Below are 19,885 nucleotides of genomic sequence, written 5' to 3' on the forward strand. Positions count from 1 at the left end.
TCTATTTCAATCCATCAGTGCATCCATTACAAAATGAAGACAATCTCCGCTTATTTCAGATTGAAATAGACTTTAAGCGCCTTCGTGAGATGGAGATGATCCTTCACACCACCCAGCTCTCTTGCAGAGTGCATGCCAAGGAGCGGATTTCCGATATCCAGCGTTCTTATGGGCAGATGGGTGGAACCGATGGGTCCTATGGTGCTTCCACCGGCAAGATCGCTTCTGTTCACGAAATACTGATAAGGTACTCCTGCTTCCTCGCAGAGCCCTGCAAAGACGCTCATGGAATCCGCATCGGATGTGTATCTCATGTTGGCTGAAATCTTCATCACGGGTCCCTTGTTGATGATCGGCCTGCTTGTAGGATCATGCATTTCCGTATAGTTGGGATGCACGCTGTGGGCAAGGTCTGCGGAAATCATGAAGGATTTTTCCAGGTTCTTCAGGAAATCCTCTCGGGATCCGCCCAGTCCGTAGAATATTCGCTCCATAAGATCTCTTAAAAGCGTGGAGTCCGCTCCCTGCTTCGTTGCACTGCCGCACTCTTCGTTGTCGAAGAAAGCGCCAAGGTTGATTCCTGAAAATTCTTCCACAGACTTCATGGCAGTGAAGATGCTGTGCACGCTGGAGAGGTTGTCCTGACGCTTGGAGGAGATGAATTCTTCATTGAAGCCTACAAGACTTCCTTTTTCCACCTCATACACGAAAAGATCGAAATCAAGAATCTCACTCACATCCACCTGAAGCTCCTTGGCCACAAGATTCTTCAGAAAGCCTTTTTTCTCGAAATCCTTCTCCGCCATCATGATTACAGGAAGCACATGCTTCTGCTTGTTCACTTCCACGCCTTCATTGACCTTTCTGTTCATATGAATGGCCAGAGAAGGAATGTATAGAATCGGTTTTCCGAAATCGATCAGCGCCGTCTGCGGCTTCATGATGCTCTTCCCTTTCAGCATGACACGTCCTGCAAGAGAAAGCGGTCTGTCAAACCAGGTGGACAGTATAGGCCCTCCATAGGTTTCCACATTGAGCTTCATAAACCCGTCCTGCAGAATCTCCGCATCTGGTTTGATTCTGAAGGTCGGGGAGTCTGTGTGGGCTCCCGCCATCTTGAATCCGTTTGTTAAAGGATCCTTGCCGATCTGAACCATGAAAAGAGAGGAATTGTTCTTGATGTAAAAGGCCTTGTCGCCTTCCTGAAGTGTCCAGTCCTCTTCCCCTTTCAGTTCCTTATATCCCTGCTTCATGAGATCTTTCTTCATAACGTCCACTGCCTGAAAAGCGGTAGATGAGTCATGCAGAAAATCGATCAGATCCAAAGCCAGTTTTCTTTCTTCCATTGTTTTCCTCCGTATTTCTAAGTTTTATTTCCATTCTATCATGAGGTGGTCATCTGCGACCAGAAGTGCCTCATGATTTAAACATTCCTCTTCCAATATACCACAAAACATATGCCGGAGATACCGTAACCGCCTTCGGATCCCCTTCCTTTCCCAAAAGAATTCATGCTCAGGATAGCTGATTATATGTTATAATGAATTCTAAAATTATCAGTCTGACAGTAAAGTGAGGAAATCATCATGATCAATAAAATGATAGATAAAGTGGTGGATGGCAGGGATTTTCAGGTGGCAAAGGAAAGGGAAAGAATTGGCAGAATATCCGGAATGCTGGGCATTCTTCTTAATTTCATCCTCTTTGCAGTAAAGGGCCTTCTGGGTCTTTTTACAGGGAGTATCGCGCTCATCGCCGATGCCTTCAATAATCTCACCGATACCGCCTCTTCCGTCATCACCATCATCGGATTCAAGATGGCGGGCAAGGAACCGGATAAGGAACACCCTTACGGCCATGGCCGTATCGAATACCTTACGGGACTGACCATATCTGTACTGATCATTGTCGTAGGATATCAGTTTGTGGTCTCCTCCTTCAAAAAGATTCTCTCTCCAAGCCCCGTGACCTCCAGCCCACTGATCATCGCAATTCTCGTTCTGTCACTGAGCTTCAAGCTCTTCATCTACTATTTCAACAAGAGACTGGGGAAGAAAGTGGATTCAAGCACCCTTCTTGCCACTGCACAGGATGCCATAGGTGACGTTCTCACCACTTCTGTGGTGATCCTTGGACTGATCCTCAGTCAGTATACCGCTCTCCCCGTGGACGGATTCATCGGGGTCCTCATCGCTCTCTACATCATTTTCTCCGGTCTGAGACTTTCACTGGAAACCATCAATCCCATACTGGGCGAAAAACCGGAAAAGGAGCTGGCGGATAAAATCAAAAAAAGAGTCCTTTCCTATGAGCATATTCATGGTGTGCACGATCTGCAGATTCACAATTACGGTCCGGCTAAAACCATGGCCACCATTGATGTGGAAGTGCCTCATGACATGAACCTGGTGGAGCTTCATAATGTTGTGGATAAAATCGAAAGGCACATAAGAGAAGATCTGAACATCAGTCTCGTGATCCATGTGGACCCCATCAATTACAAAGATGAACGCTATATGGAAGTAAAGAAGATTGTTGGAGACATCGCTCTGGGTATCGACAACATCATCTCCTTTCATGATTTCAGATATACCGGCCACAGCGAAGATGAACTCATCATCCTGGAAGTGGTGGTGGACAGCAGAAACACCTCAGAAAAAGACCGAAGTGAGATCAGGAAGGAGCTGGAAGAGAAGCTTCATCAGCGCTTCAAAACTGCAAGAATCATGATCACAGTGGATCTGGATGTTGCAGTACTCTAAGTAAAAAAAGGAATCATCACAGCTGAATAGCAGTAATGAAAGCAGCGGCAATGGGGAGTGTAAATACGCCCATTGCCGCTGCTTTCATTACTTGTATGTTCAGATTAAGATTCTTAATAGATCATGGTTTCTCTGAAGGTGATTCTGGTCAGTCTGTGCAGCGCTCTGGTGGCCATAATGTAGTTTATGAGGTCCTTGCCGTCCTCTTCAGCCTTCTCCGCCATGATGACGCCATCAAACTCCAGTCCCTTTGCAAAATAGGATGGCATGATATAGAGGTCTCCCTTAAGCAGAGCATCTTCACTGTCAATGAGCTTCACGTTGATTTTATTCTTCAGAAGCTGATAGAGCTCCTTTGTGGTGTTCATGTCTCTTGTGAGGATGCCTATGGTATCCAGTTCGCTTTCCTTGTACTCTCCCACTTTATTCACAATGAGCTCCAGCATATCTTCCATGTTCATATCCTTGTGCTCTTCCACCGGATTTCCGTTTCGTACCAGAGGCACGATTTTCTGGCCGCTCAGGAACTGATTGGCGAAATCCATGATTTCGAAGGTGGATCGATAGCTCTTGGTCAGGTCGTAATGTCTCACATCCCGGAAGATCTCACCCAGATCGTTCATGCTGCTTCTACCTTCCAGAATCATCTGGTTGGTATCTCCTACCACGGTGAAGGAGCTGCATCCTGTGATTTCCTTCAGCGCTTCGAAATGGATCATGGAGTATTCCTGCGCCTCATCCAGCACAATATGGTTCACCTGATATGGAAGCTTCAATCCGTGGAGTCTATGCTTCAGATAGAGCATAGGCGCAATGTCGGCTTCCGTATAAAATGCGAAGCTTTTGAGGTCCTGATAACTTCTCAGATAATCCCCTTCGGAGAGCTCTCTGAATTCCTGTCTCTTTTCGGAAACCAGATGCAGAAGATCTCTCAGCTCGGACTTTCTCATACCGTCCAGCATGTTGATGTCATTGCCGTCCGCCTTCATCTTTTTCTTCTTTTCTTCATATTTTCTGTCGATTTCAAAGCGCTTCTCATCTCTCACTTCCTTCAGTCTCTTGACGATGATTTTCTTCAGTCTTTTGGCACGTCTGAAGAAAGGCATGTATTTGAAGTCCTTCAGCAGTACGTTTTCCATCTCTTCACTGGTGAGAAGAGATTTTCCGAGAAACTCAATGTCTTTGAATGCATAGTAGGTCTTCTCCGTTTCCTCGATCTTCGCTTCGAGAACCGAGCGGAAATCCGCGCTTCTTTTCGTTCTGGCATCGGAAACCAGTTCCTCATCGCCGCTGATCAGCGCTTCCGTGTAATCCTCTCCCATGAACATGGGGCCGTCAAACTCAAGAAGGCTTAAGGCCAGATCCTTGAAGGTGTCGTTATGAACACCACCCTCCCCTAGAGATGGGAGCACCTGGGAAATGTAGTCCATGAACATGTTGTTGGGTCCGAGGATCAGCACCTTGTTCTCCAGCATCTGTCTATAGTTGTAGAGAAGGTAGGCCGTTCTATGGAGTGCAATGGTGGTTTTACCGCTTCCTGCCACACCGTTGACCACAACGACTCCTTCACGCTTTTCTCTGATGATCCGGTCCTGCTCTTCCTGAATGGTCATGATGATGTCCTTAAGCTTCTTTCCTGCATTGGAGGAAAGAACCTCAAGAAGAATCTCATCTCTCACATCCGTCTCTGTATCAAATACCGCTCTCAGTTCTCCTTCTTTTATGAGAAACTGACGTCTGAGGCTGATATCCACATCCACATCCCCCATGGGTGCACGGTATTTATCCTTACCCACAGACCCCTTGTAGAACAGGGATGCGATGGGTGCTCTCCAGTCAATGATGAGCGGCTCATACTTCTCTTCATCCACAAGACCGTATTTCCCGATGTAGATTTCTTCCTCTTCATCCATCCCTTGTTCCAGAAATACCACCTTGCCGAAGTATGGGGTATTGTGAAGTTCTGTAAGCTCGATGAGCTTCTTCTCGATGGCCTTGTAGGATTCTTCCTGTACAAAACGGTTATGGTCGAAGAAATCGATCTGTTTGTCTTCATCACTTCTGTATTCATCGATGAGTGTCTTTCGGTATTCCACGATGTCATCATATACGGTTTTCTTCTTGGTGGTGCTTGAGAGAATATCCTCCATGATATGGCTTAAGACCTTATCCAGATAGGCTCTCTCTTTCTGCAGCTCCTCAGGAGCTAAATCTACATTAAATTCTTTCATCTATTCCTCCAAAGGCATAGCCGCAATCCAGAGGGATCACGGCCATACACTTATATTGTGCTGTCTTCGTTCTTATCATCGGCAGATGGGGTTTCAGTTTCCATATCCCCTTCATTCTTTTCATCAATGAACCCTGGAGTCTCCGGCGCATCCTCAACATGGATGACCTCCTCCTCGTCATTGGCAATCTGCGCTTTTTCCGCTTCTTCTCTGGAAGCTTTTTCAGATCTGGAAAGTCCGAAGTCTTCACCCATATACTGTCTAACCACATGCATGAACTCGGGACCTGTTATGGTCTCCTTATCCAGCAGAATCTGTGCAAGTTCAGTCATAAGCTCTTTATGCTCTTCCAGTATTTCGATGGCTTTTCTATGGCATGATTTTATGATGGCAAGCGTCTCTTCGTCCACCTTGGCCGCTGTCCGGTCACTTACGTTCATGACGGTACGTCCATCCAGATACTGGCTTCTTACGGATTCCGAAGCCATCATATCGAAGGTTTCACTCATTCCATAGAGCGTCACCATTCTTCTGGCCATGTTTGTTGCCCTTTCAATGTCATTGGACGCACCTGTGGTGATGGAACCGAATTCCACCTCTTCTGCAGCTCTGCCACCAAAGAGGATGGAGATTTCTGTTAGCATCTCATCCTTGCTCATGAGATACTTGTCATCTTCCGGAACCTGCATGGTGTATCCTAAGGAACCCATGGTTCGTGGAATGATGGTGATCTTCATGACAGGGTCCGTATTCTTCTGCATGGCCGCAACCAGTGCATGGCCGATTTCATGGAAAGCAACGATCCTTTTCTCATTGGGAGACATGATCCTGTCTTTCTTCTGCTGTCCGGCTATGACAAGCTCAATGGCTTCCTGCAGGTCCTCCTGCATGACATAGGCTCTTCCGTTCTTTACTGCTCGAAGCGCCGCTTCATTGATCATATTGGCAAGGTCGGCACCTACTGCGCCCGGGGTTCCCTTGGCGATCTCATTGAGATTCACATCGTCACCCATCTTGACCTCTTTGGAGTGGACTTTAAGAATGGCTTCTCTTCCCTTCAGGTCCGGTGCATCCACAATGATTCTTCTATCGAATCTTCCCGGTCTTAAAAGAGCCTTATCCAGGACTTCCGGTCTGTTGGTTGCCGCAAGCAGTACAATACCCTTGGAGGAATCAAATCCGTCCATTTCAGCAAGAAGCTGATTCAAGGTCTGTTCTCTTTCGTCATTCCCGCCGTATCCGCCGGTTTCTCTTGATTTACCGATGGCATCGATCTCATCAATGAAGATGATGCAGGGGGCTTTGGCCATGGCTTCTTTGAAGAGGTCACGGACTCTGGCTGCACCCATTCCCACAAACATTTCCACGAAAGCGGAACCTGAAAGGGAGAAGAACGGCACCTTGGCTTCACCGGCTACAGCTTTGGCTAGAAGGGTCTTACCTGTTCCCGGAGGACCTACAAGCAGCGCTCCTTTAGGCAGCTTTGCACCGATGGCCACATATTTCTTCGGATTATGGAGAAAATCCACAATCTCGATGAGGGATTCCTTGGCTTCCTCCTGACCTGCCACATCCTTGAATGTGACACCAGTATCGCTCTCATAAAGCTTCGCCGTGCTTTTTCCGAAGGACATCATGCCTCCGCCGCCACGCTTGTCCATACTCTTCAGGATATAATTTCCTAAGAAGAGCAGAAGTCCAAGTGGAAGGATCCATGAAAGAAGGATGGTCATGATGGGGTTCGCCACCTGCACCGTCGCCACTTCAAAGGGGATTTCCTTCTCCTTGATCAGCTTGATGATGTCTTCATCGTTGCTGATCTGTCCTGTATAGAGCGTAAACCCGGAAAGTTCATCGCCTTCCACCATGGTGTACTCGAATTTTCTCTGAGATTCGTCCAGCTTTATGGACTCCACTCGATTCTCCATGATGGCGGTATTGAATTCATTATAGGTCTGTTTCTGATTTCTGATGTCATTGGCGAAGTAATTGAATACGGTCACCATGACCAGAACACTGAGGAAGTATATGATATAGAATTTTATATTCTTATTCTTCCCAGGCTTGTTGTTGTTACTGTTCATCCCTTGCCCCCTATTTTGCCAGCTCAATCATGGCATTGGCATAAATTCTTGCACAAGTCATCAGATCCTCAGTGAGAATATACTCATCCAGCTGATGCAGTGTATCTTCTCTGCCTGGAAGAAGCGGTCCGAATGCGACGATGTTCTTCATCATCTTCGCATAGGTGCCTCCACCTATGGCCAGCGGTTCGCTTTCATCACCTGTTTCCTTTGCATAAACATCCATGAGCTTTCTGATGAATGCGGCGTCCTTGGGATAATAAAGAGGGCCGTCGTGGGAAAGAATCTCAAAGCTGAAGCCTTCCTTCTCAAAAATCGACCTGATCTTCTCCGTCACGTCTTCCATGGCGAAAGTCACCGGATAGCGGATATTGATGTATGTGTCAAGATGATTGTTTTCCAGTTTCATTTTACCCAGATTCAGAACCAGTTTTCCTGAAGCTTCATCTTCCAGGTCAACGCCCATGTTATGGCCGTCCAAATCCATTGCAAGATTATACTCGAGTACACTTAAAGTGTCCTTAAGCTCACTGAACTCGGGCTTTTCCTTCATTCCGCGAATCAGGGCGGAAATGGCGTTTTTCCCTTTATGAGGTGTACTTCCATGAGCGGAGACGCCTTCAAAAGACAGGCTCTTCTCCTCGCCGCTTTCAAGATATCTGACGGACGCTCTGTCCGGCACCATATTCACAGCCTGCCCGCCTTCCAGAGACAGTAGGTTATGCTCTTTCAGCTCCTTGGAAAGTCTGATCACAAGGATGCCCATTTCCGCATTGATGGCAGGAAAATCCGCATCGGGTGTGAATCCTGAAACCGGCTGCTTTTCACTCTTGAGATAATTCACGATGTCTGCTCCACCAGTTTCCTCGCTGGTGCCGAAAATGAGCCTGATTCTGTGCTTCAGGGGCGCTCCTGACTCCTTTACCGCGATGAGCCCGTGAAGGGCTGCCACCATGGGCCCTTTGTCATCCATGGTGCCTCTCCCGTAGATCCGGTCTCCTGAAACCTCTCCCAGAGGATTCTTTGTCCAGCCTTCTCCCACAGGAACCACGTCCAGATGCCCCAGAACAGCCACATAGTCTTCGCCTTCACCATATTCGATGACACCGGCATGTCCATTTACGTTCATGGTCCTGAAGCCGTAGGCTTTTCCCATGGCCAGAGTCTCTTCCAGCACCGCAGCCACTTTTTCTCCTGCAGGCATACCTTCTTCTGCTTCACCCTGAACTGATTCATAAGATACCAGTTTCAGCACATCTTCTATGAGTTTTTCTCTGTTGCTTTCTATGATTCTGTTTACTTCCATATCATTTCCTCCATCCTTTGCCAGTTCAGTCTCATGAACTGTGTTCTATTTCAAAAATCCGATATTATCAAGCGGAAAGATTCTCAGCCCGCCTTTTCCAATGACTTCATCCTTGCTGATATATGGATTCTCCCAGTATCTTGCATCATTTGATGTCTCTCTGTTGTCTCCAAGAAACAGGAGATGATCTTCCGGCACATCAAATTCCGCGTTGAACATGAAATCATTGACGACATAAGGCTCTTCTATCTGCACTCCGTCCACAAGAAGAACACCATTTATGAGCTCCACATGTTCTCCTGGCAGTCCGATGAGCCTCTTTATGAGAAGCATGGGATTTCCATCCTCTCCTGCCAGCTCTTCCGACTCAAAGACCAGAATATCGCCTCTTTTGAAATTATCTTTGTTGTAGGCCTTTAATACAAAGATTTTATCTTCTTTGTTGATTGTCGGAATCATCGATCCCGTAGGCACTTCAATCCGAAACACCACAAAGGTGTTGATGAGCCATGCCAGAACCAGTGCCGTGGCAATGGGAATGAGCCATTCCCGAATGAGATACTGTATTCTGCTGTTTGTTTTCTCTTCCATAAACGCGACCTACTTTCAATATTCTCTTTATTAATTATGAACTTGTTTCCATAAATATCCATTAAAGTATCCAGTACATCCTCAATTTCTTTAAATGTACTATACTACAGTATACCATACCTTCAGGCAGTTTACATTTTACAAAATGCATGCCGCGATCCATTCTCTTCTTCTACAGGAATGCCCACCTGTATTATCCGATAAATCAGAAAATAAGCTTTTCCTATATAGGCACACTATGATATGATTATCTCAGGAGGTGAACAAATGAAGACTTTTATGAAAGAATTCAAGGAATTCGCCATCAAAGGTAATGTAGTGGACCTGGCAGTTGCTGTCATTATCGGTGGTGCTTTCCGTGCAATCATTACATCATTCGTAGATGACATTATCATGCCGCTGATTGCTGCGATCTTTTCCATTCCGGATTTCTCAGAGCTCTCATTCACAGCAAACGGCACACCCATCATGATCGGACTGTTCATTCAGGCCATCGTCAATTTCCTTATTGTGGCACTGACGATCTTCTTCGTAGTCAAGCTGATTACCCGAATGAAGAAGAAGGAGGAAGAAGCTCCTGCAGCATCTCCAGTACCAACCACGGAAGAGGTCCTTCTGACAGAAATCAGAGATCTTTTAAAGGAAAAACAGTAACTGTGGAGGCAGCAAAATGGTCAACGGTGTAAAGCAGATGCTGTTAGGCGTTGGATTATCAGGACTGGCGATCAGTTTACTGGTCGTCTCGATTGGTACAGACTCATCGGCTTATTTTTTCTCTGGATTTATTCTCGAAATCATCGCTTTCTTCATTCTGTTAAATGGATATTCGATGAAAGACTAGAAGGTTCAACACGAAAGCATCCTTATGAGGGTGCTTTTTGATTTATCCTGATCCCTGAAGAAATGTGGATAGGACGAGAATCAGAGCAGGAAATCCTCTCTTCTCCTGCCATGAACATAAAACTCTTTACCTGCTGAAAAACAGATGGAAAAAGGAGAAAGATAGGATCCTCTCTGCTTTAATCGTACGGGAAATCCTTAAGATTTAAGAAATATATCATTTTTCTTTACTACTTCGCCCTTTACTATAGCGAATGCTTTTGTTATATTTTAGTCAGGAAAAACATATATGTCCTTTTCCTGCTGGACATTCATGTACACTGAATCAGGAAAATTCAAATGGAGGATGGCAGACACCTCGTCTGCCGAAAAAAGCATATGATTTCAATTAAAGACGTATCCAAAGTCTACGGCGGAAAAGTGAAAGCTGTAGACCATCTCACACTGGATTTAAGACCAGGTGAAATCTTCGGTTTCCTGGGACCCAACGGTGCAGGCAAAACCACCACCATCAAGATGCTCACCGGCATCACAAACCCGGATGGCGGAGAAATCGTCATCAACGACATGACCCTTGACAAGGACCCGATTCTCTACAAAAGACAGTTCGGATTCGTCCCTGACAGTCCGGATATCTTCCTGAGGCTGAAAGGTCTGGAATATCTGAATTTCATGGGTGACATCTATAATGTGGAAAGCAGCGTAAGGCAGGAAAGAATCGATGGTCTTGCGAAGCGGTTCGACATGGAGAATGCTCTGGGAGACTATATCTCCAGCTACTCCCATGGTATGAGACAGAAGATCATCATCATGGGCGCACTGATTCACGACCCCAGTCTTTGGATTCTGGATGAACCCATGACAGGTCTTGATCCGAAATCCTCCTTCTATCTGAAGGAAATGATGAGAGAACATGCAGACAAGGGAAATGTGGTATTCTTCTCCACTCATGTACTGGAAGTGGCAGAAAAGGTATGCGACCGTGTCGGCATCATCAACAAAGGCAAGCTCATGTTCTGCGGTACCATGACCGAGCTCAGGGAACTGGTCAGCGAAAACGAAGGACTGGAGAAAATATTCCTGGAGATGACAAACGATGAAGAATAGTATTTATGTTCTGGCCAAAGCCATGTTCAAAAATGATGAAACCCTGAGCAACATGGTAGGCAGAAGCACGAAGAAATCCTTCTTCAGCTCCAAATGGAAGGTCATCCTTCTGGTTCTGTTTCTTATGGTCACCATGGGACTCAGTTTCGGATTCATGATTTCGGATCTTTACGACACCCTGGCCATGATGGAAATGGAATCTCTGCTTCTGAGACTGCTGATTCCCGCTGCCGGAATCATGGTCTTCATGTTCGGAATCTTCTATGTCATGAATGTCTTCTACTTTTCGAAGGATGTGGACAACTATCTCTATCTTCCCATCAGCGGTGGAGAAATACTGACATCGAAGTTCCTCGTATCACTCGTCTACGAATACTTCATCATCATCGTGTTCTTCCTGCCGATTCTTGTGATTTTCGGAATCAAGGACTCCGCCGGAATACTTTATTATGTGTATACACTGGCTACACTGTTGCTGGTGCCTGTATTCCCGCTGACCATCGCCTCCATTTTATCCATGGTGATCATGCGCTTCAGTAACCGGTTCAAGAACCGTGACCGATTCAATATGATTGCCGGTGTCCTGAGTCTCATGGTGGCACTGGGCTTCAATTTCGGTATCCAGTTTCTGACGAATCGAATGAACCAGGGAAGCGAACTTGTCATAGGAAATATTGCGGAGCTTCCGATCTTCAGAGTCACTGGTCTCGTGTTTCCCACAAGCTTCTTCGCTACAGAAGCCCTGCTTGGTTATGATGCCGTGAAGGGACTGCTCTATCTTCTGGCCATGATCGTGGCAAGTGCCGCAGCCCTGGGTGTGTTCTTCCTCATCGGAAATGCCATCTATTTCAAAGGCGTCATCGGTGTATCGGAAAGCAAAGCAACCAGAAAGGTTTTATCCGCAGAGGATATGAAAAAAGGAACCGCAAAAAAAGGCATTCTTCTTTCCTACTCTCTGAAGGAACTGAAACTGCTCTTCAGAACGCCCATCTATTTTCTCAACTGCGTTCTGATCAGTCTCATCTATCCTCTGTTCATCCTCTTCCCGATTTTCATGGGAAGCTCAGGTGACAAGGATGAACTCATGCAGGTTTTAAGCTTCATCCGCTCCGTGGATGAAGGAGTTCTCATAGTGGGCATGGCAGGCGTAGGGTTCCTTCTGGGTTCCGTGAACATCATCTCTTCCACTGCCATCTCAAGAGAAGGAAAAAATTTCTACTTTCTGAAATATATTCCGGTTCCTTACAGCACGCAGATCTATGCCAAGATTCTCAGCTCCTTCTATGTGGAGGCTCTGGCACTGGTCATTCTGTACGGCATCATGGTCTTCCTGTTCCAGGTGGATCTCATGTTCATCCTTCTCTCGCTTGTCATCGTTCTGCTTGCTTCCCTTGTGGTGAATCAGGCGGGCATCCTCATGGATACGCTCTGGCCTAAACTGAACTGGGATACGGAGCAGAAAGCAGTGAAGCAGAACTTCAACTCCGTGATCCACATGTTCATGGGCTTCGGACTCACTGCCCTTAGCATCTTCCTTGGCGTGAAAATCGCTCCGACTTATTTCACCGGTTTCATGGTGGCATTTCTCCTGCTCAGCATCCTTGCTGTGGTCTTCCACTTCATTCTCATGAAGACAGTGGAAAAGAGATTTGCGGTACTGTCTTAAGGAGATGAAGAAAATATCACGAACAAAAGTCATGCTTCAGGGTGAACTGAAAAAAGGAGATCGAAGTATTCTTAAAATCGGAAACAGAACATACAGTATCCAGAAGGATTTCTCGAAAAAGATCAGACTGAAAAATATCCTTCTTGGTGCGGAAACCCTGATTCTCACAGTTCTCTACCGTCTTTCCATGAGGAAATTCGAAGAGATTCCCTGGAAAGGGGCCGACCCTGAACTCATAGGAGAAGGACTCCTTATCACCTTCCTTTTTCTAGGGTCCCTCGCAGCAGCTTTCCTTCTGACGTCCATGGCGCTTCTGCCCAAGGATATGGAAAATCATCTGGAAGAGCTGGAAGAAGAGTATTGAAAAATCCGCCAACCACGAATAAATGGAAAAGCAGCAGACTCATCGGCAACGATGATCTGCTGCTTTTCGCTGCATTAAAACGGTTCATCAGCAAAATACCTTTCTCTATTCTATTTTCCAGTTCACCGGACTTCTGCCCATCTCCTGAAGATATCGATTGGCCCTTGAAAAGGGCTTTGAACCGAAGAATCCTCTTCTTGCCGATAAAGGACTGGGATGCACAGTGGAGATGATTCTATGATGATCCGCAATGAACTTTTCCTTCTCCTTCGCCTGATTTCCCCAGAGGATGAACACTATCGGTTCCTTACGCTGGCCAAGCTTCTTTATGACTGCATACGTGAAGTTCTTCCACCCCATGGCAGCATGGGAGTTCGCCTCCGCTTCCTTCACAGTCAGAACAGTATTAAGCAGGAGTACACCTTCTTTCGCCCAGGAGACCAGTGATCCATGATCCGGTTTTTCGATGTGCAGATCCTCTTCCAGCTCCTTGAAGATGTTTCTGAGAGATGGTGGGATCTTCACACCCTTTTTCACGGAGAAGGCAAGCCCTTCCGCCTGACCTTTGCCATGATAGGGATCCTGCCCTAGGATGACCACCTTCACCCTGTCAAAGGGTGTCAGTCGAAAAGCCTGGAATATCTCATGCTTCTCTGGATAAATTGTTTCATTCGCATAGGCCTGATCCAGGTCTTTCATGAGTTTTCTGAAATACGGCTGTTCCTTTTCTTCTCTGAGCACCGTCTCCCAGCTCTTTTCCATTTCATCATTCATAAGCCCATCTCCTATCCATTCATCTTCTATGTACTATTCTACAGGGGAATAGGCTCTTAAGACAACTGCTTAATAGACCCACGGGTTATTTCGGCCACTTTCTCTTCTGAGCATCTCCAGAAGATCTAAGTTTGCATATTGTTCAGAAGGTATTCAGATTCTTTTATTTATTCTATGCTATATTTGTATAATTATGATACCAGATGAAACCATTGCACTGACAAAGGAGTTACCATGCAAGAAAGATATTTTATCATCCTATCCTTCGATGCTCTGTCAAACAGAGACCTCAAGACTCTTGAGAATCTTCCGGGCTTCAGGCGCCTCATGAAGGACGCCTCCTTCTCCAGGAAGGTCTTTTCTGTATATCCCAGCAACACCTATCCCTGTCACAGCAGCATTTCCACTGGGATGTACCCCATGAATCATGGCGTCACCTCCAACACGCTGCTGGAGATCAACCGGAAAAGTCCGGACTGGAACTGGACAAGAGACCGAATAAAGGTGGACACCTTCTATGATGCAGCCATGAGAAAAGGTTATACAACCTGCGCTCTTTTATGGCCCGTCACAGGCAAATCAGACATCACCTATAATCTCCCTGAACGATTCGCGAATCACCTCTGGGAGACGCAGGTGGGTGTTTCTCTGGCCAACGGGACACCGGGATATCTTCTCGACATCAATAGGCGCTTCAAGCATCTACGCAACGGCAAGAAACAGCCGGAACTTGACCGATTCGTGGAGGCTGTGGCCCATTACACCATAAAAGAAAAGAAACCCAATGTCATGATGATCCATTTTGTGGAACTGGATGCCATGAGACACCAATACGGTTATGGATCCAGAGAAGCCCATGAAGCGCTTCTCAGCTACGATCAGAAACTGGATGGACTCATGAGACTCCTGGAGGAAGAAGGTATGATGGAGAACACCACTCTTTTTGTACTGGGAGATCATGACCAGATTCCCGTTCATACTGCAGTGCACCTGAACAGCGTTTTCAAGGAAAAGGGCCTCATAAGGACCCGAGGCCAGAAAATCATTGATTACGATGCCTATGCGGAAGGTCTGGACGGTTCCTGCTACATCCATCTCAAGGAGCCCCGAAATGAAAAGCTGAAAAACAGAGTGTATGAGATTCTCAATACCCTGAAAAACCGGAAAGACTTCGGTATAGAAGAAATCTATACCAGAGAGGAAGCAATATCCTTCGGAGCCAGCAGAAAGGCTTCTTTCATGCTGGAGGCCAAAAAGGGATTCTTCTTTACCGATGACCACACAAAACCTGCTCAGGTGAGACTGGATCAGATTGTCCAAGGTGAGGATCATCACGGACTATCCACTCATGGGTATCATCCGGAAAAAGAAGACTACCAGACCGTCTTTTTCGCCACCGGCAGAGGCATCAGGAAGAATGTGGAGATTGCCTCCATGAGCCTCATCGATGAAGGGCCCACCTTTGCCCATCTCATGGGAACGGTGCTTCATGATACGGATGGAAGAATCCTTCATGAAATCATAGAGGAAACTGAATCTGAATAAACACGCCAAAGAGAAAAGGACCTGATCGCTGAGATCAGGTCCTTTTAGGGAAACAGTATATTTAACAAAAGGGTAGGGGTATTTCTACCCTAATATGGGAGCTAAATTACTTAGCTTGAACCTATTTTATCACATCTTCTAATATTTGTTAATTAACAAACTAATAAAATCAATATTGTACCAAAATTGCACACTTTTCATCTTATCAAGCAGAATTTTCATGACTTCTCTCCTCTTAGCTGATGCCCATTTTCTTCATTTTGCAGTAGAGTGTATTTCTCCCGATTTCCAGTTCCTTTGCCATCATGGATATATTCCAGTTGCATTTTCTTCCCGTTTCAAGGATGGCGTATTTCTCATAATCCTCCAGCGTCTTCAGACTGCATGACATGGATGCCATGGTTTCCTTCTGCTTGATCTCTCTGTATTTTATGATGAAGATATTGATGATGTCTTTAAAGAGAAGATCTGCTGTGCAGACGGCTTTCTGACATCCATCCGTTTCATAGATGATTCCCACTACACCAATGGGTTTCTTGACACCCATGATGGGTATGGCAAGAGCCGATTTCCCTTCTCTTTCCTTAACCTTCTTATGTTCCCCTGTCTTCAGCGCATCCTTCATGCATTGGACCACTTCCTTATGATCCTTGAGATACTCTTTCACCATCATTCTTCCGTCTTTATCATTCTTCAGTTCCAGCTTGCTTTCACAGAAGATGGTATTCAGTTTCGTATCAAAGACCGCGAGACTTTCCAGACATGAAATCTCCTTTAAATCCAGAGCGATATAGCACATGAGATTTATGATCATCTGGAGTTCCTTCACATCATCCTGATTTTCCACTTGTTCTTTCAACATTACCATTCGACCAACTCCTTAAATTGATAATATATTAACATAGAGTGGTTTACAAGGTTGAAAGTCTTATTTTCTGAAGATTTGACAGATTGTGCCGTGAATCATACTTTTTTCTAAAAGAATGATGAAATGAGTGAACAATTATTCCGAATTAAGTTATAATGAGAAAAGATAATTTTTACAATAAGGAGGGTTCGAAATGAAGAGAGGTGACGTGATCAAAAGCGGAATCACTATGGGCAGCGCTCTTGCCATGATTATCAGCTGGAGTCTCAATCAGTCCGTCCTATGGGCAATCATCCATGGACTGTTCAGCTGGCTCTATGTCCTGTACTACCTGATCATACTGAACTAAAAGAGGTGTTGTTATGTTTGGAACCATCGTCAATTTTTTCGCCATCATTCTGGGAAGCCTCATAGGCATCCTGTTCCATAAAAGAATCAACCAGGATATCGCCTACAGTCTTTTCAAAGTCCTGGGATTATGCGTCATTTATCTCGGCATCATCGGTCTCATCAAAGTGGAAAACCCCATGGTCATCATCCTATCCATGGCTTTGGGCACACTTCTGGGTGAAGTCATCAACATAGAAAAGAAGCTTGAAGCCATGAGCAATAAGATCGAAATGCTGGTGAACAGGTACTATAAAGGGAAAATCAAAGACGGGTTCCTCACTGCCACCCTTCTTTTCTGCATCGGTTCCATGGCTATCATAGGAACCATAGAAAGCACCTTATCGAATAATCATGACACCCTGTATGCCAAATCCATCCTGGATGGAATCACTTCTGTGATCTTCGCTTCCACCATGGGGCTTGGCGTCATGCTGTCCAGTTTTTCGGTGCTTCTCTACCAGGGCTCCATATCGGTTCTTGCGAACTTCATCAAGCCTCTGGTGACAGCAGTACCCGAAACCATCCCCATGATATCAGGAGTAGGCAGCCTCATGATCATGGGCCTTGGCATCAACATGGTCTTCAACCTGAAGCTGAAGATCTCCAATATGCTGCCTTCCATTTTCATTCCCATCCTCTATGCAGTGGGACTGATTATCTGGTCAGGCATAAGGTAAGACTGCACTTGCTGCAAGCAGCAGAAAAGCGATCTTCAGAAAACACTTCTGAAGATCGCTTTTCTTATATCATTTTCTGTTTCGATCACTTGGAAGATCTTTTCTTTTCCTGCAATCAGACTTTACTGGACCGCTCCCGGTTCACCAGTATGATTCCGATGACGATGGAGACCAGTGAGACGGCCACCTGGATGGTGATTTGCTCCCCCAGAAAAATCGCAGACAGGAAGGAGCCCGAAACCGGAATCAGGAAACGGAACATGGTGATTTCTCCTGGCTTGTTGTATTTCAGCAGCGTGTACCAGAGGGTGAAGGCGACAGCCGAGAGGAGTGCGGAATACAGAAGCAGTCCTCCTGCCAGCGGTGTCATGGTAAGGGTGCTGTAATTTCCACCAAGGGAAATCAGAAGCATCACGATTCCACCGAAAATCAGCTGATAGGTAGAAAGAAGCATGGGATGGATGCTTCTCGCATAGCTCTTCACCATGAAGCTTGATGCAACCCCTGTGGCCACTGAAAAGAACATGAACCCTTCTCCTGTAAGTGTAAAGCTTGCATCCAGTCCCGAATCGATATTGACGATGGCCACACCGATGATGCCGAACAGGATTCCCAGAATCTTGTTTCTGTTGATCCGATCATTCTTGTAGATGAAGTGGGCAAGAATGATGATGAGAAAGTTGGATAAAGATGCGATGATGGACCCTTTCGATGCAGTGGTATTGGCAAGGCCGGTGTAGAAGAAGAAATAGTTCAGCGAGGTCTGTACCAGACCCAGCATCAGGACTTTTTTGAAATCTTTGAAACTTCTCAGCTTCACCTTTTCTCTCATGGTGGCATAGGCATATCCGAGAAGAAGCAGGCCCGCCAGAGTGAATCTGATTCCTGCGATGAGAATCTTGGAATAGAAGTCATCTCCGGCCATGTTCATCTGCTCATAGGTGATTTTCAGTACCGGGAAAGCGCTTCCCCAGAGGATGGACGCAAAGACGGCCAGAGCAATCACCCAGGGCTTCTTCTGAAAAATATTCTTATTATCTGTAATCTCATTATTCATAATGTACCTCCAAAATTATCCATAAAGTACATTATACTCAATTTTTCACATCTTGGCACACAAATCGGAAAAAATTAATGGCATCCAATATAATTTTGTGAAAAATGTACCCCTGGCGGGTATTATCCCTCTTTTTATGTTAAAATAGTCAACAAGTATTAATTTACACAAGTAAAATCAGTGGAAGAGTCTGCTCTTCTTCTTGAATAAACGGAGGTTTACATGAAAAAATACAGTTTTATATTATGGATCCTGATTTTCGTCCTGGTCATCGGCGGAGGCTATTACTTCATCGAGAAGTTCGGTGGAGAAGAGACCCTTGAACCTGTGGTGGAAGAGCCCCAGGAAGAAGCAGCCGGAGAAGATACTTCATCCGAGGAACCTGCCGAAACCGACGCCATCTCAGAACTGAGGGTAAAGACTCCATTCACACCCGATTTCACCGTACTGAACGGCGATGGAGAAGAGGTTTCCATCTCTGAATACAGAGGAAAGAAAGTGATCATCAATTTCTGGGCCTCCTGGTGCCCACCCTGTATCCGTGAAATGCCTGAATTCCAGGCCCTTCACAATGAACTGAATGAAGAGGAGACCATACTTCTCGCCATCAACCTTACCGATGGACAAAGAGAAACCAAAACCCTGGCAGATAATTTCCTTGCAGAAAACGATCTGGACCTGAACGTTCTATATGATACAGTGGGAAATGCTTTCTATGAGTTCAATGTCACAAGCATCCCTCAGACCTTTTTTCTGGATGAAGATGGCAGCGTCCAGTACTCCATACTGGGTATGACCAACAAGGAAACTCTGGATGCTGTACTGGAAAGGATGGAATAAATGAGCGGACTGAAACTTCTACTATTATTTTTCGAAGGTGTCCTCACCTTCATTTCACCCTGCATTCTGCCCATGTTTCCCGTATTTCTCATGTACCTGAGCAATGAGAGCCAGAAGAAAGGGAAAGACCTGATCATAAATATCCTGGGATTCATCCTTGGATTCACCATTGTTTTTGTCACACTGGGTGCCACAGCCACTGCATTAGGCAGCCTGCTGAACCAGAACCGTGTTCTTCTGCAGAGAATCGGTGGAGTGATCATCATTCTATTCGGACTCAACATGGCTGAATTCATCCATATCCCCTTCCTGAACTTCCAGAAAGGACTTTCTCTTAAGAGAGACAGCGGCGGATTCCTGAGCTCCATGATTTTCGGAATCGTATTCTCCTTCGGATGGTCTCCATGTCTTGGCACCTTCCTTGGTACCGCACTGATCCTGGCAGCTGATGCCAGCACCGTAGGCACTGGTATGTTCTACCTGTTTATCTTCTCCATGGGACTGGGACTTCCATTTCTCATCACAGGAATCCTTTTCTCAAAGCTGGAGCAGGCATTCAGTTTCGTCAAGAAACACTACAGCCTCATCACAAAGATCTCCGGAATCTTCCTCGTGATCATTGGTCTTCTGATGGCACTGGATCTCTTCGGATACTATGCGAGATTCTTCAATTTCTAGAAACCCGAGAAAACTGAGGTGACATGAAAAGATCCTCCAGAGCTGATCATCTTGAGATCAGCCTGGGGGATCTTCTTTTCATATTTGATTTCCCATGAGGAAATC

19 protein-coding genes are annotated in these 19,885 nt (G+C 45.8%); 11 read left to right on the forward strand and 8 right to left on the reverse strand.

Annotated features, from left to right (window positions below; genetic code table 11):
• Positions 1 to 50 precede the first annotated feature (50 nt).
• Positions 51 to 1,346 carry a M18 family aminopeptidase gene (locus ACHAL6_RS01200; protein ID WP_395268300.1) on the reverse strand — a complete coding sequence of 432 codons (1,296 nt, stop codon included), beginning with the start codon at positions 1,344 to 1,346 and terminating at the stop codon, positions 51 to 53.
• A gap of 240 nt (positions 1,347 to 1,586) precedes the next feature.
• Between ACHAL6_RS01200 and ACHAL6_RS01205 the strand changes: the two genes are divergently transcribed.
• Entirely contained in the window at positions 1,587 to 2,762 is a 1,176-nt protein-coding gene (locus ACHAL6_RS01205; RefSeq protein ID WP_395268301.1) for a cation diffusion facilitator family transporter, read from the forward strand.
• A gap of 113 nt (positions 2,763 to 2,875) precedes the next feature.
• Here the strand turns inward: ACHAL6_RS01205 and ACHAL6_RS01210 are convergent, their stop codons facing one another.
• Genes ACHAL6_RS01210 through lepB form a run of 4 tightly spaced genes read right to left on the reverse strand, consistent with a single transcriptional unit; the run spans position 2,876 to position 8,974 of the window.
• A complete protein-coding gene (locus tag ACHAL6_RS01210; protein ID WP_395268302.1) occupies positions 2,876 to 4,993 on the reverse strand; it encodes a HelD family protein in 2,118 nt (705 codons plus the stop codon).
• Between the two features lie 50 nt (positions 4,994 to 5,043).
• Positions 5,044 to 7,077, reverse strand: a complete 2,034-nt coding sequence (gene ftsH, locus ACHAL6_RS01215; RefSeq protein WP_395268303.1) for an ATP-dependent zinc metalloprotease FtsH — start codon at positions 7,075 to 7,077, stop codon at positions 5,044 to 5,046.
• Positions 7,078 to 7,087: 10 nt separating this feature from the next.
• A complete protein-coding gene (locus tag ACHAL6_RS01220) occupies positions 7,088 to 8,383 on the reverse strand; it encodes a Sapep family Mn(2+)-dependent dipeptidase (protein ID WP_395268304.1) in 1,296 nt (431 codons plus the stop codon).
• A 45-nt stretch (positions 8,384 to 8,428) separates the two neighbouring features.
• Positions 8,429 to 8,974, reverse strand: coding sequence for a signal peptidase I (gene lepB / locus ACHAL6_RS01225; protein ID WP_395268305.1), 546 nt, complete (start codon positions 8,972 to 8,974; stop codon positions 8,429 to 8,431).
• Positions 8,975 to 9,241: 267 nt separating this feature from the next.
• Here lepB and mscL point away from each other — a divergent pair, with 267 nt between their 5' ends.
• From mscL to ACHAL6_RS01250, 5 genes are all read left to right on the forward strand, one after another.
• Entirely contained in the window at positions 9,242 to 9,628 is a 387-nt protein-coding gene (mscL, locus tag ACHAL6_RS01230; RefSeq protein WP_395268306.1) for a large-conductance mechanosensitive channel protein MscL, read from the forward strand.
• A 16-nt stretch (positions 9,629 to 9,644) separates the two neighbouring features.
• Entirely contained in the window at positions 9,645 to 9,815 is a 171-nt protein-coding gene (locus tag ACHAL6_RS01235; protein WP_395268307.1) for a hypothetical protein, read from the forward strand.
• A 377-nt stretch (positions 9,816 to 10,192) separates the two neighbouring features.
• Positions 10,193 to 10,921: an ABC transporter ATP-binding protein gene (locus ACHAL6_RS01240; protein WP_395268308.1), complete on the forward strand. Its 729-nt coding sequence runs from the start codon at positions 10,193 to 10,195 to the stop codon at positions 10,919 to 10,921.
• Positions 10,911 to 12,587, forward strand: a complete 1,677-nt coding sequence (locus ACHAL6_RS01245) for a hypothetical protein (protein ID WP_395268309.1) — start codon at positions 10,911 to 10,913, stop codon at positions 12,585 to 12,587. Before ACHAL6_RS01240 ends, ACHAL6_RS01245 begins: the two co-directional genes overlap by 11 nt.
• A 4-nt stretch (positions 12,588 to 12,591) precedes the next feature.
• Positions 12,592 to 12,951, forward strand: a complete 360-nt coding sequence (locus ACHAL6_RS01250) for a hypothetical protein (RefSeq protein ID WP_395268310.1) — start codon at positions 12,592 to 12,594, stop codon at positions 12,949 to 12,951.
• 105 nt (positions 12,952 to 13,056) lie between these two features.
• On the opposite strand, the gene ACHAL6_RS01255 is transcribed toward ACHAL6_RS01250, so the two are convergent.
• Positions 13,057 to 13,725, reverse strand: a complete 669-nt coding sequence (locus ACHAL6_RS01255; protein WP_395268311.1) for a uracil-DNA glycosylase — start codon at positions 13,723 to 13,725, stop codon at positions 13,057 to 13,059.
• Between the two features lie 234 nt (positions 13,726 to 13,959).
• Here ACHAL6_RS01255 and ACHAL6_RS01260 point away from each other — a divergent pair, with 234 nt between their 5' ends.
• Positions 13,960 to 15,270, forward strand: coding sequence for an alkaline phosphatase family protein (locus ACHAL6_RS01260; protein ID WP_395268312.1), 1,311 nt, complete (start codon positions 13,960 to 13,962; stop codon positions 15,268 to 15,270).
• Positions 15,271 to 15,505: 235 nt separating this feature from the next.
• On the opposite strand, the gene ACHAL6_RS01265 is transcribed toward ACHAL6_RS01260, so the two are convergent.
• Entirely contained in the window at positions 15,506 to 16,138 is a 633-nt protein-coding gene (locus ACHAL6_RS01265) for a helix-turn-helix domain-containing protein (protein ID WP_395268313.1), read from the reverse strand.
• 193 nt (positions 16,139 to 16,331) lie between these two features.
• On the opposite strand from ACHAL6_RS01265, the gene ACHAL6_RS01270 reads away from it, so the two are divergent.
• Together ACHAL6_RS01270 and ACHAL6_RS01275 are read left to right on the forward strand one after the other, a co-directional pair.
• Positions 16,332 to 16,487, forward strand: a complete 156-nt coding sequence (locus ACHAL6_RS01270) for a hypothetical protein (RefSeq protein ID WP_395268314.1) — start codon at positions 16,332 to 16,334, stop codon at positions 16,485 to 16,487.
• A 13-nt stretch (positions 16,488 to 16,500) separates the two neighbouring features.
• A complete protein-coding gene (locus ACHAL6_RS01275; protein ID WP_395268315.1) occupies positions 16,501 to 17,205 on the forward strand; it encodes a DUF554 domain-containing protein in 705 nt (234 codons plus the stop codon).
• A 115-nt stretch (positions 17,206 to 17,320) separates the two neighbouring features.
• Here the strand turns inward: ACHAL6_RS01275 and ACHAL6_RS01280 are convergent, their stop codons facing one another.
• A complete protein-coding gene (locus tag ACHAL6_RS01280; protein WP_395268316.1) occupies positions 17,321 to 18,262 on the reverse strand; it encodes a DMT family transporter in 942 nt (313 codons plus the stop codon).
• Between the two features lie 222 nt (positions 18,263 to 18,484).
• On the opposite strand from ACHAL6_RS01280, the gene ACHAL6_RS01285 reads away from it, so the two are divergent.
• Together ACHAL6_RS01285 and ACHAL6_RS01290 are read left to right on the forward strand one after the other, a co-directional pair.
• Positions 18,485 to 19,102, forward strand: coding sequence for a TlpA family protein disulfide reductase (locus ACHAL6_RS01285; protein ID WP_395268317.1), 618 nt, complete (start codon positions 18,485 to 18,487; stop codon positions 19,100 to 19,102).
• Positions 19,103 to 19,780: a cytochrome c biogenesis CcdA family protein gene (locus ACHAL6_RS01290; protein WP_395268319.1), complete on the forward strand. Its 678-nt coding sequence runs from the start codon at positions 19,103 to 19,105 to the stop codon at positions 19,778 to 19,780.
• The last annotated feature ends 105 nt before the right edge of the window (positions 19,781 to 19,885 follow it).

The sequence above is a fragment of the Proteiniclasticum sp. C24MP genome, assembly GCF_043951855.1.
Lineage (GTDB): Bacteria > Bacillota > Clostridia > Clostridiales > Clostridiaceae > Proteiniclasticum.

Coding starts and splice junctions, on each gene's coding strand:
- ACHAL6_RS01280 (WP_395268316.1), bottom strand. CDS start 18,262: ATGAATAATGAGATTACAGATAATAAGAATATTTTTCAGAAGAAGCCC.
- ACHAL6_RS01285 (WP_395268317.1), top strand. CDS start 18,485: ATGAAAAAATACAGTTTTATATTATGGATCCTGATTTTCGTCCTGGTC.
- ACHAL6_RS01270 (WP_395268314.1), top strand. CDS start 16,332: ATGAAGAGAGGTGACGTGATCAAAAGCGGAATCACTATGGGCAGCGCT.
- lepB (WP_395268305.1), bottom strand. CDS start 8,974: ATGGAAGAGAAAACAAACAGCAGAATACAGTATCTCATTCGGGAATGG.
- ACHAL6_RS01235 (WP_395268307.1), top strand. CDS start 9,645: ATGGTCAACGGTGTAAAGCAGATGCTGTTAGGCGTTGGATTATCAGGA.
- ACHAL6_RS01205 (WP_395268301.1), top strand. CDS start 1,587: ATGATCAATAAAATGATAGATAAAGTGGTGGATGGCAGGGATTTTCAG.
- ACHAL6_RS01290 (WP_395268319.1), top strand. CDS start 19,103: ATGAGCGGACTGAAACTTCTACTATTATTTTTCGAAGGTGTCCTCACC.
- ACHAL6_RS01245 (WP_395268309.1), top strand. CDS start 10,911: ATGAAGAATAGTATTTATGTTCTGGCCAAAGCCATGTTCAAAAATGAT.
- ACHAL6_RS01275 (WP_395268315.1), top strand. CDS start 16,501: ATGTTTGGAACCATCGTCAATTTTTTCGCCATCATTCTGGGAAGCCTC.
- ACHAL6_RS01265 (WP_395268313.1), bottom strand. CDS start 16,138: ATGGTAATGTTGAAAGAACAAGTGGAAAATCAGGATGATGTGAAGGAA.
- ACHAL6_RS01200 (WP_395268300.1), bottom strand. CDS start 1,346: ATGGAAGAAAGAAAACTGGCTTTGGATCTGATCGATTTTCTGCATGAC.
- ftsH (WP_395268303.1), bottom strand. CDS start 7,077: ATGAACAGTAACAACAACAAGCCTGGGAAGAATAAGAATATAAAATTC.
- mscL (WP_395268306.1), top strand. CDS start 9,242: ATGAAGACTTTTATGAAAGAATTCAAGGAATTCGCCATCAAAGGTAAT.
- ACHAL6_RS01240 (WP_395268308.1), top strand. CDS start 10,193: ATGATTTCAATTAAAGACGTATCCAAAGTCTACGGCGGAAAAGTGAAA.
- ACHAL6_RS01260 (WP_395268312.1), top strand. CDS start 13,960: ATGCAAGAAAGATATTTTATCATCCTATCCTTCGATGCTCTGTCAAAC.
- ACHAL6_RS01250 (WP_395268310.1), top strand. CDS start 12,592: ATGAAGAAAATATCACGAACAAAAGTCATGCTTCAGGGTGAACTGAAA.
- ACHAL6_RS01255 (WP_395268311.1), bottom strand. CDS start 13,725: ATGAATGATGAAATGGAAAAGAGCTGGGAGACGGTGCTCAGAGAAGAA.
- ACHAL6_RS01210 (WP_395268302.1), bottom strand. CDS start 4,993: ATGAAAGAATTTAATGTAGATTTAGCTCCTGAGGAGCTGCAGAAAGAG.
- ACHAL6_RS01220 (WP_395268304.1), bottom strand. CDS start 8,383: ATGGAAGTAAACAGAATCATAGAAAGCAACAGAGAAAAACTCATAGAA.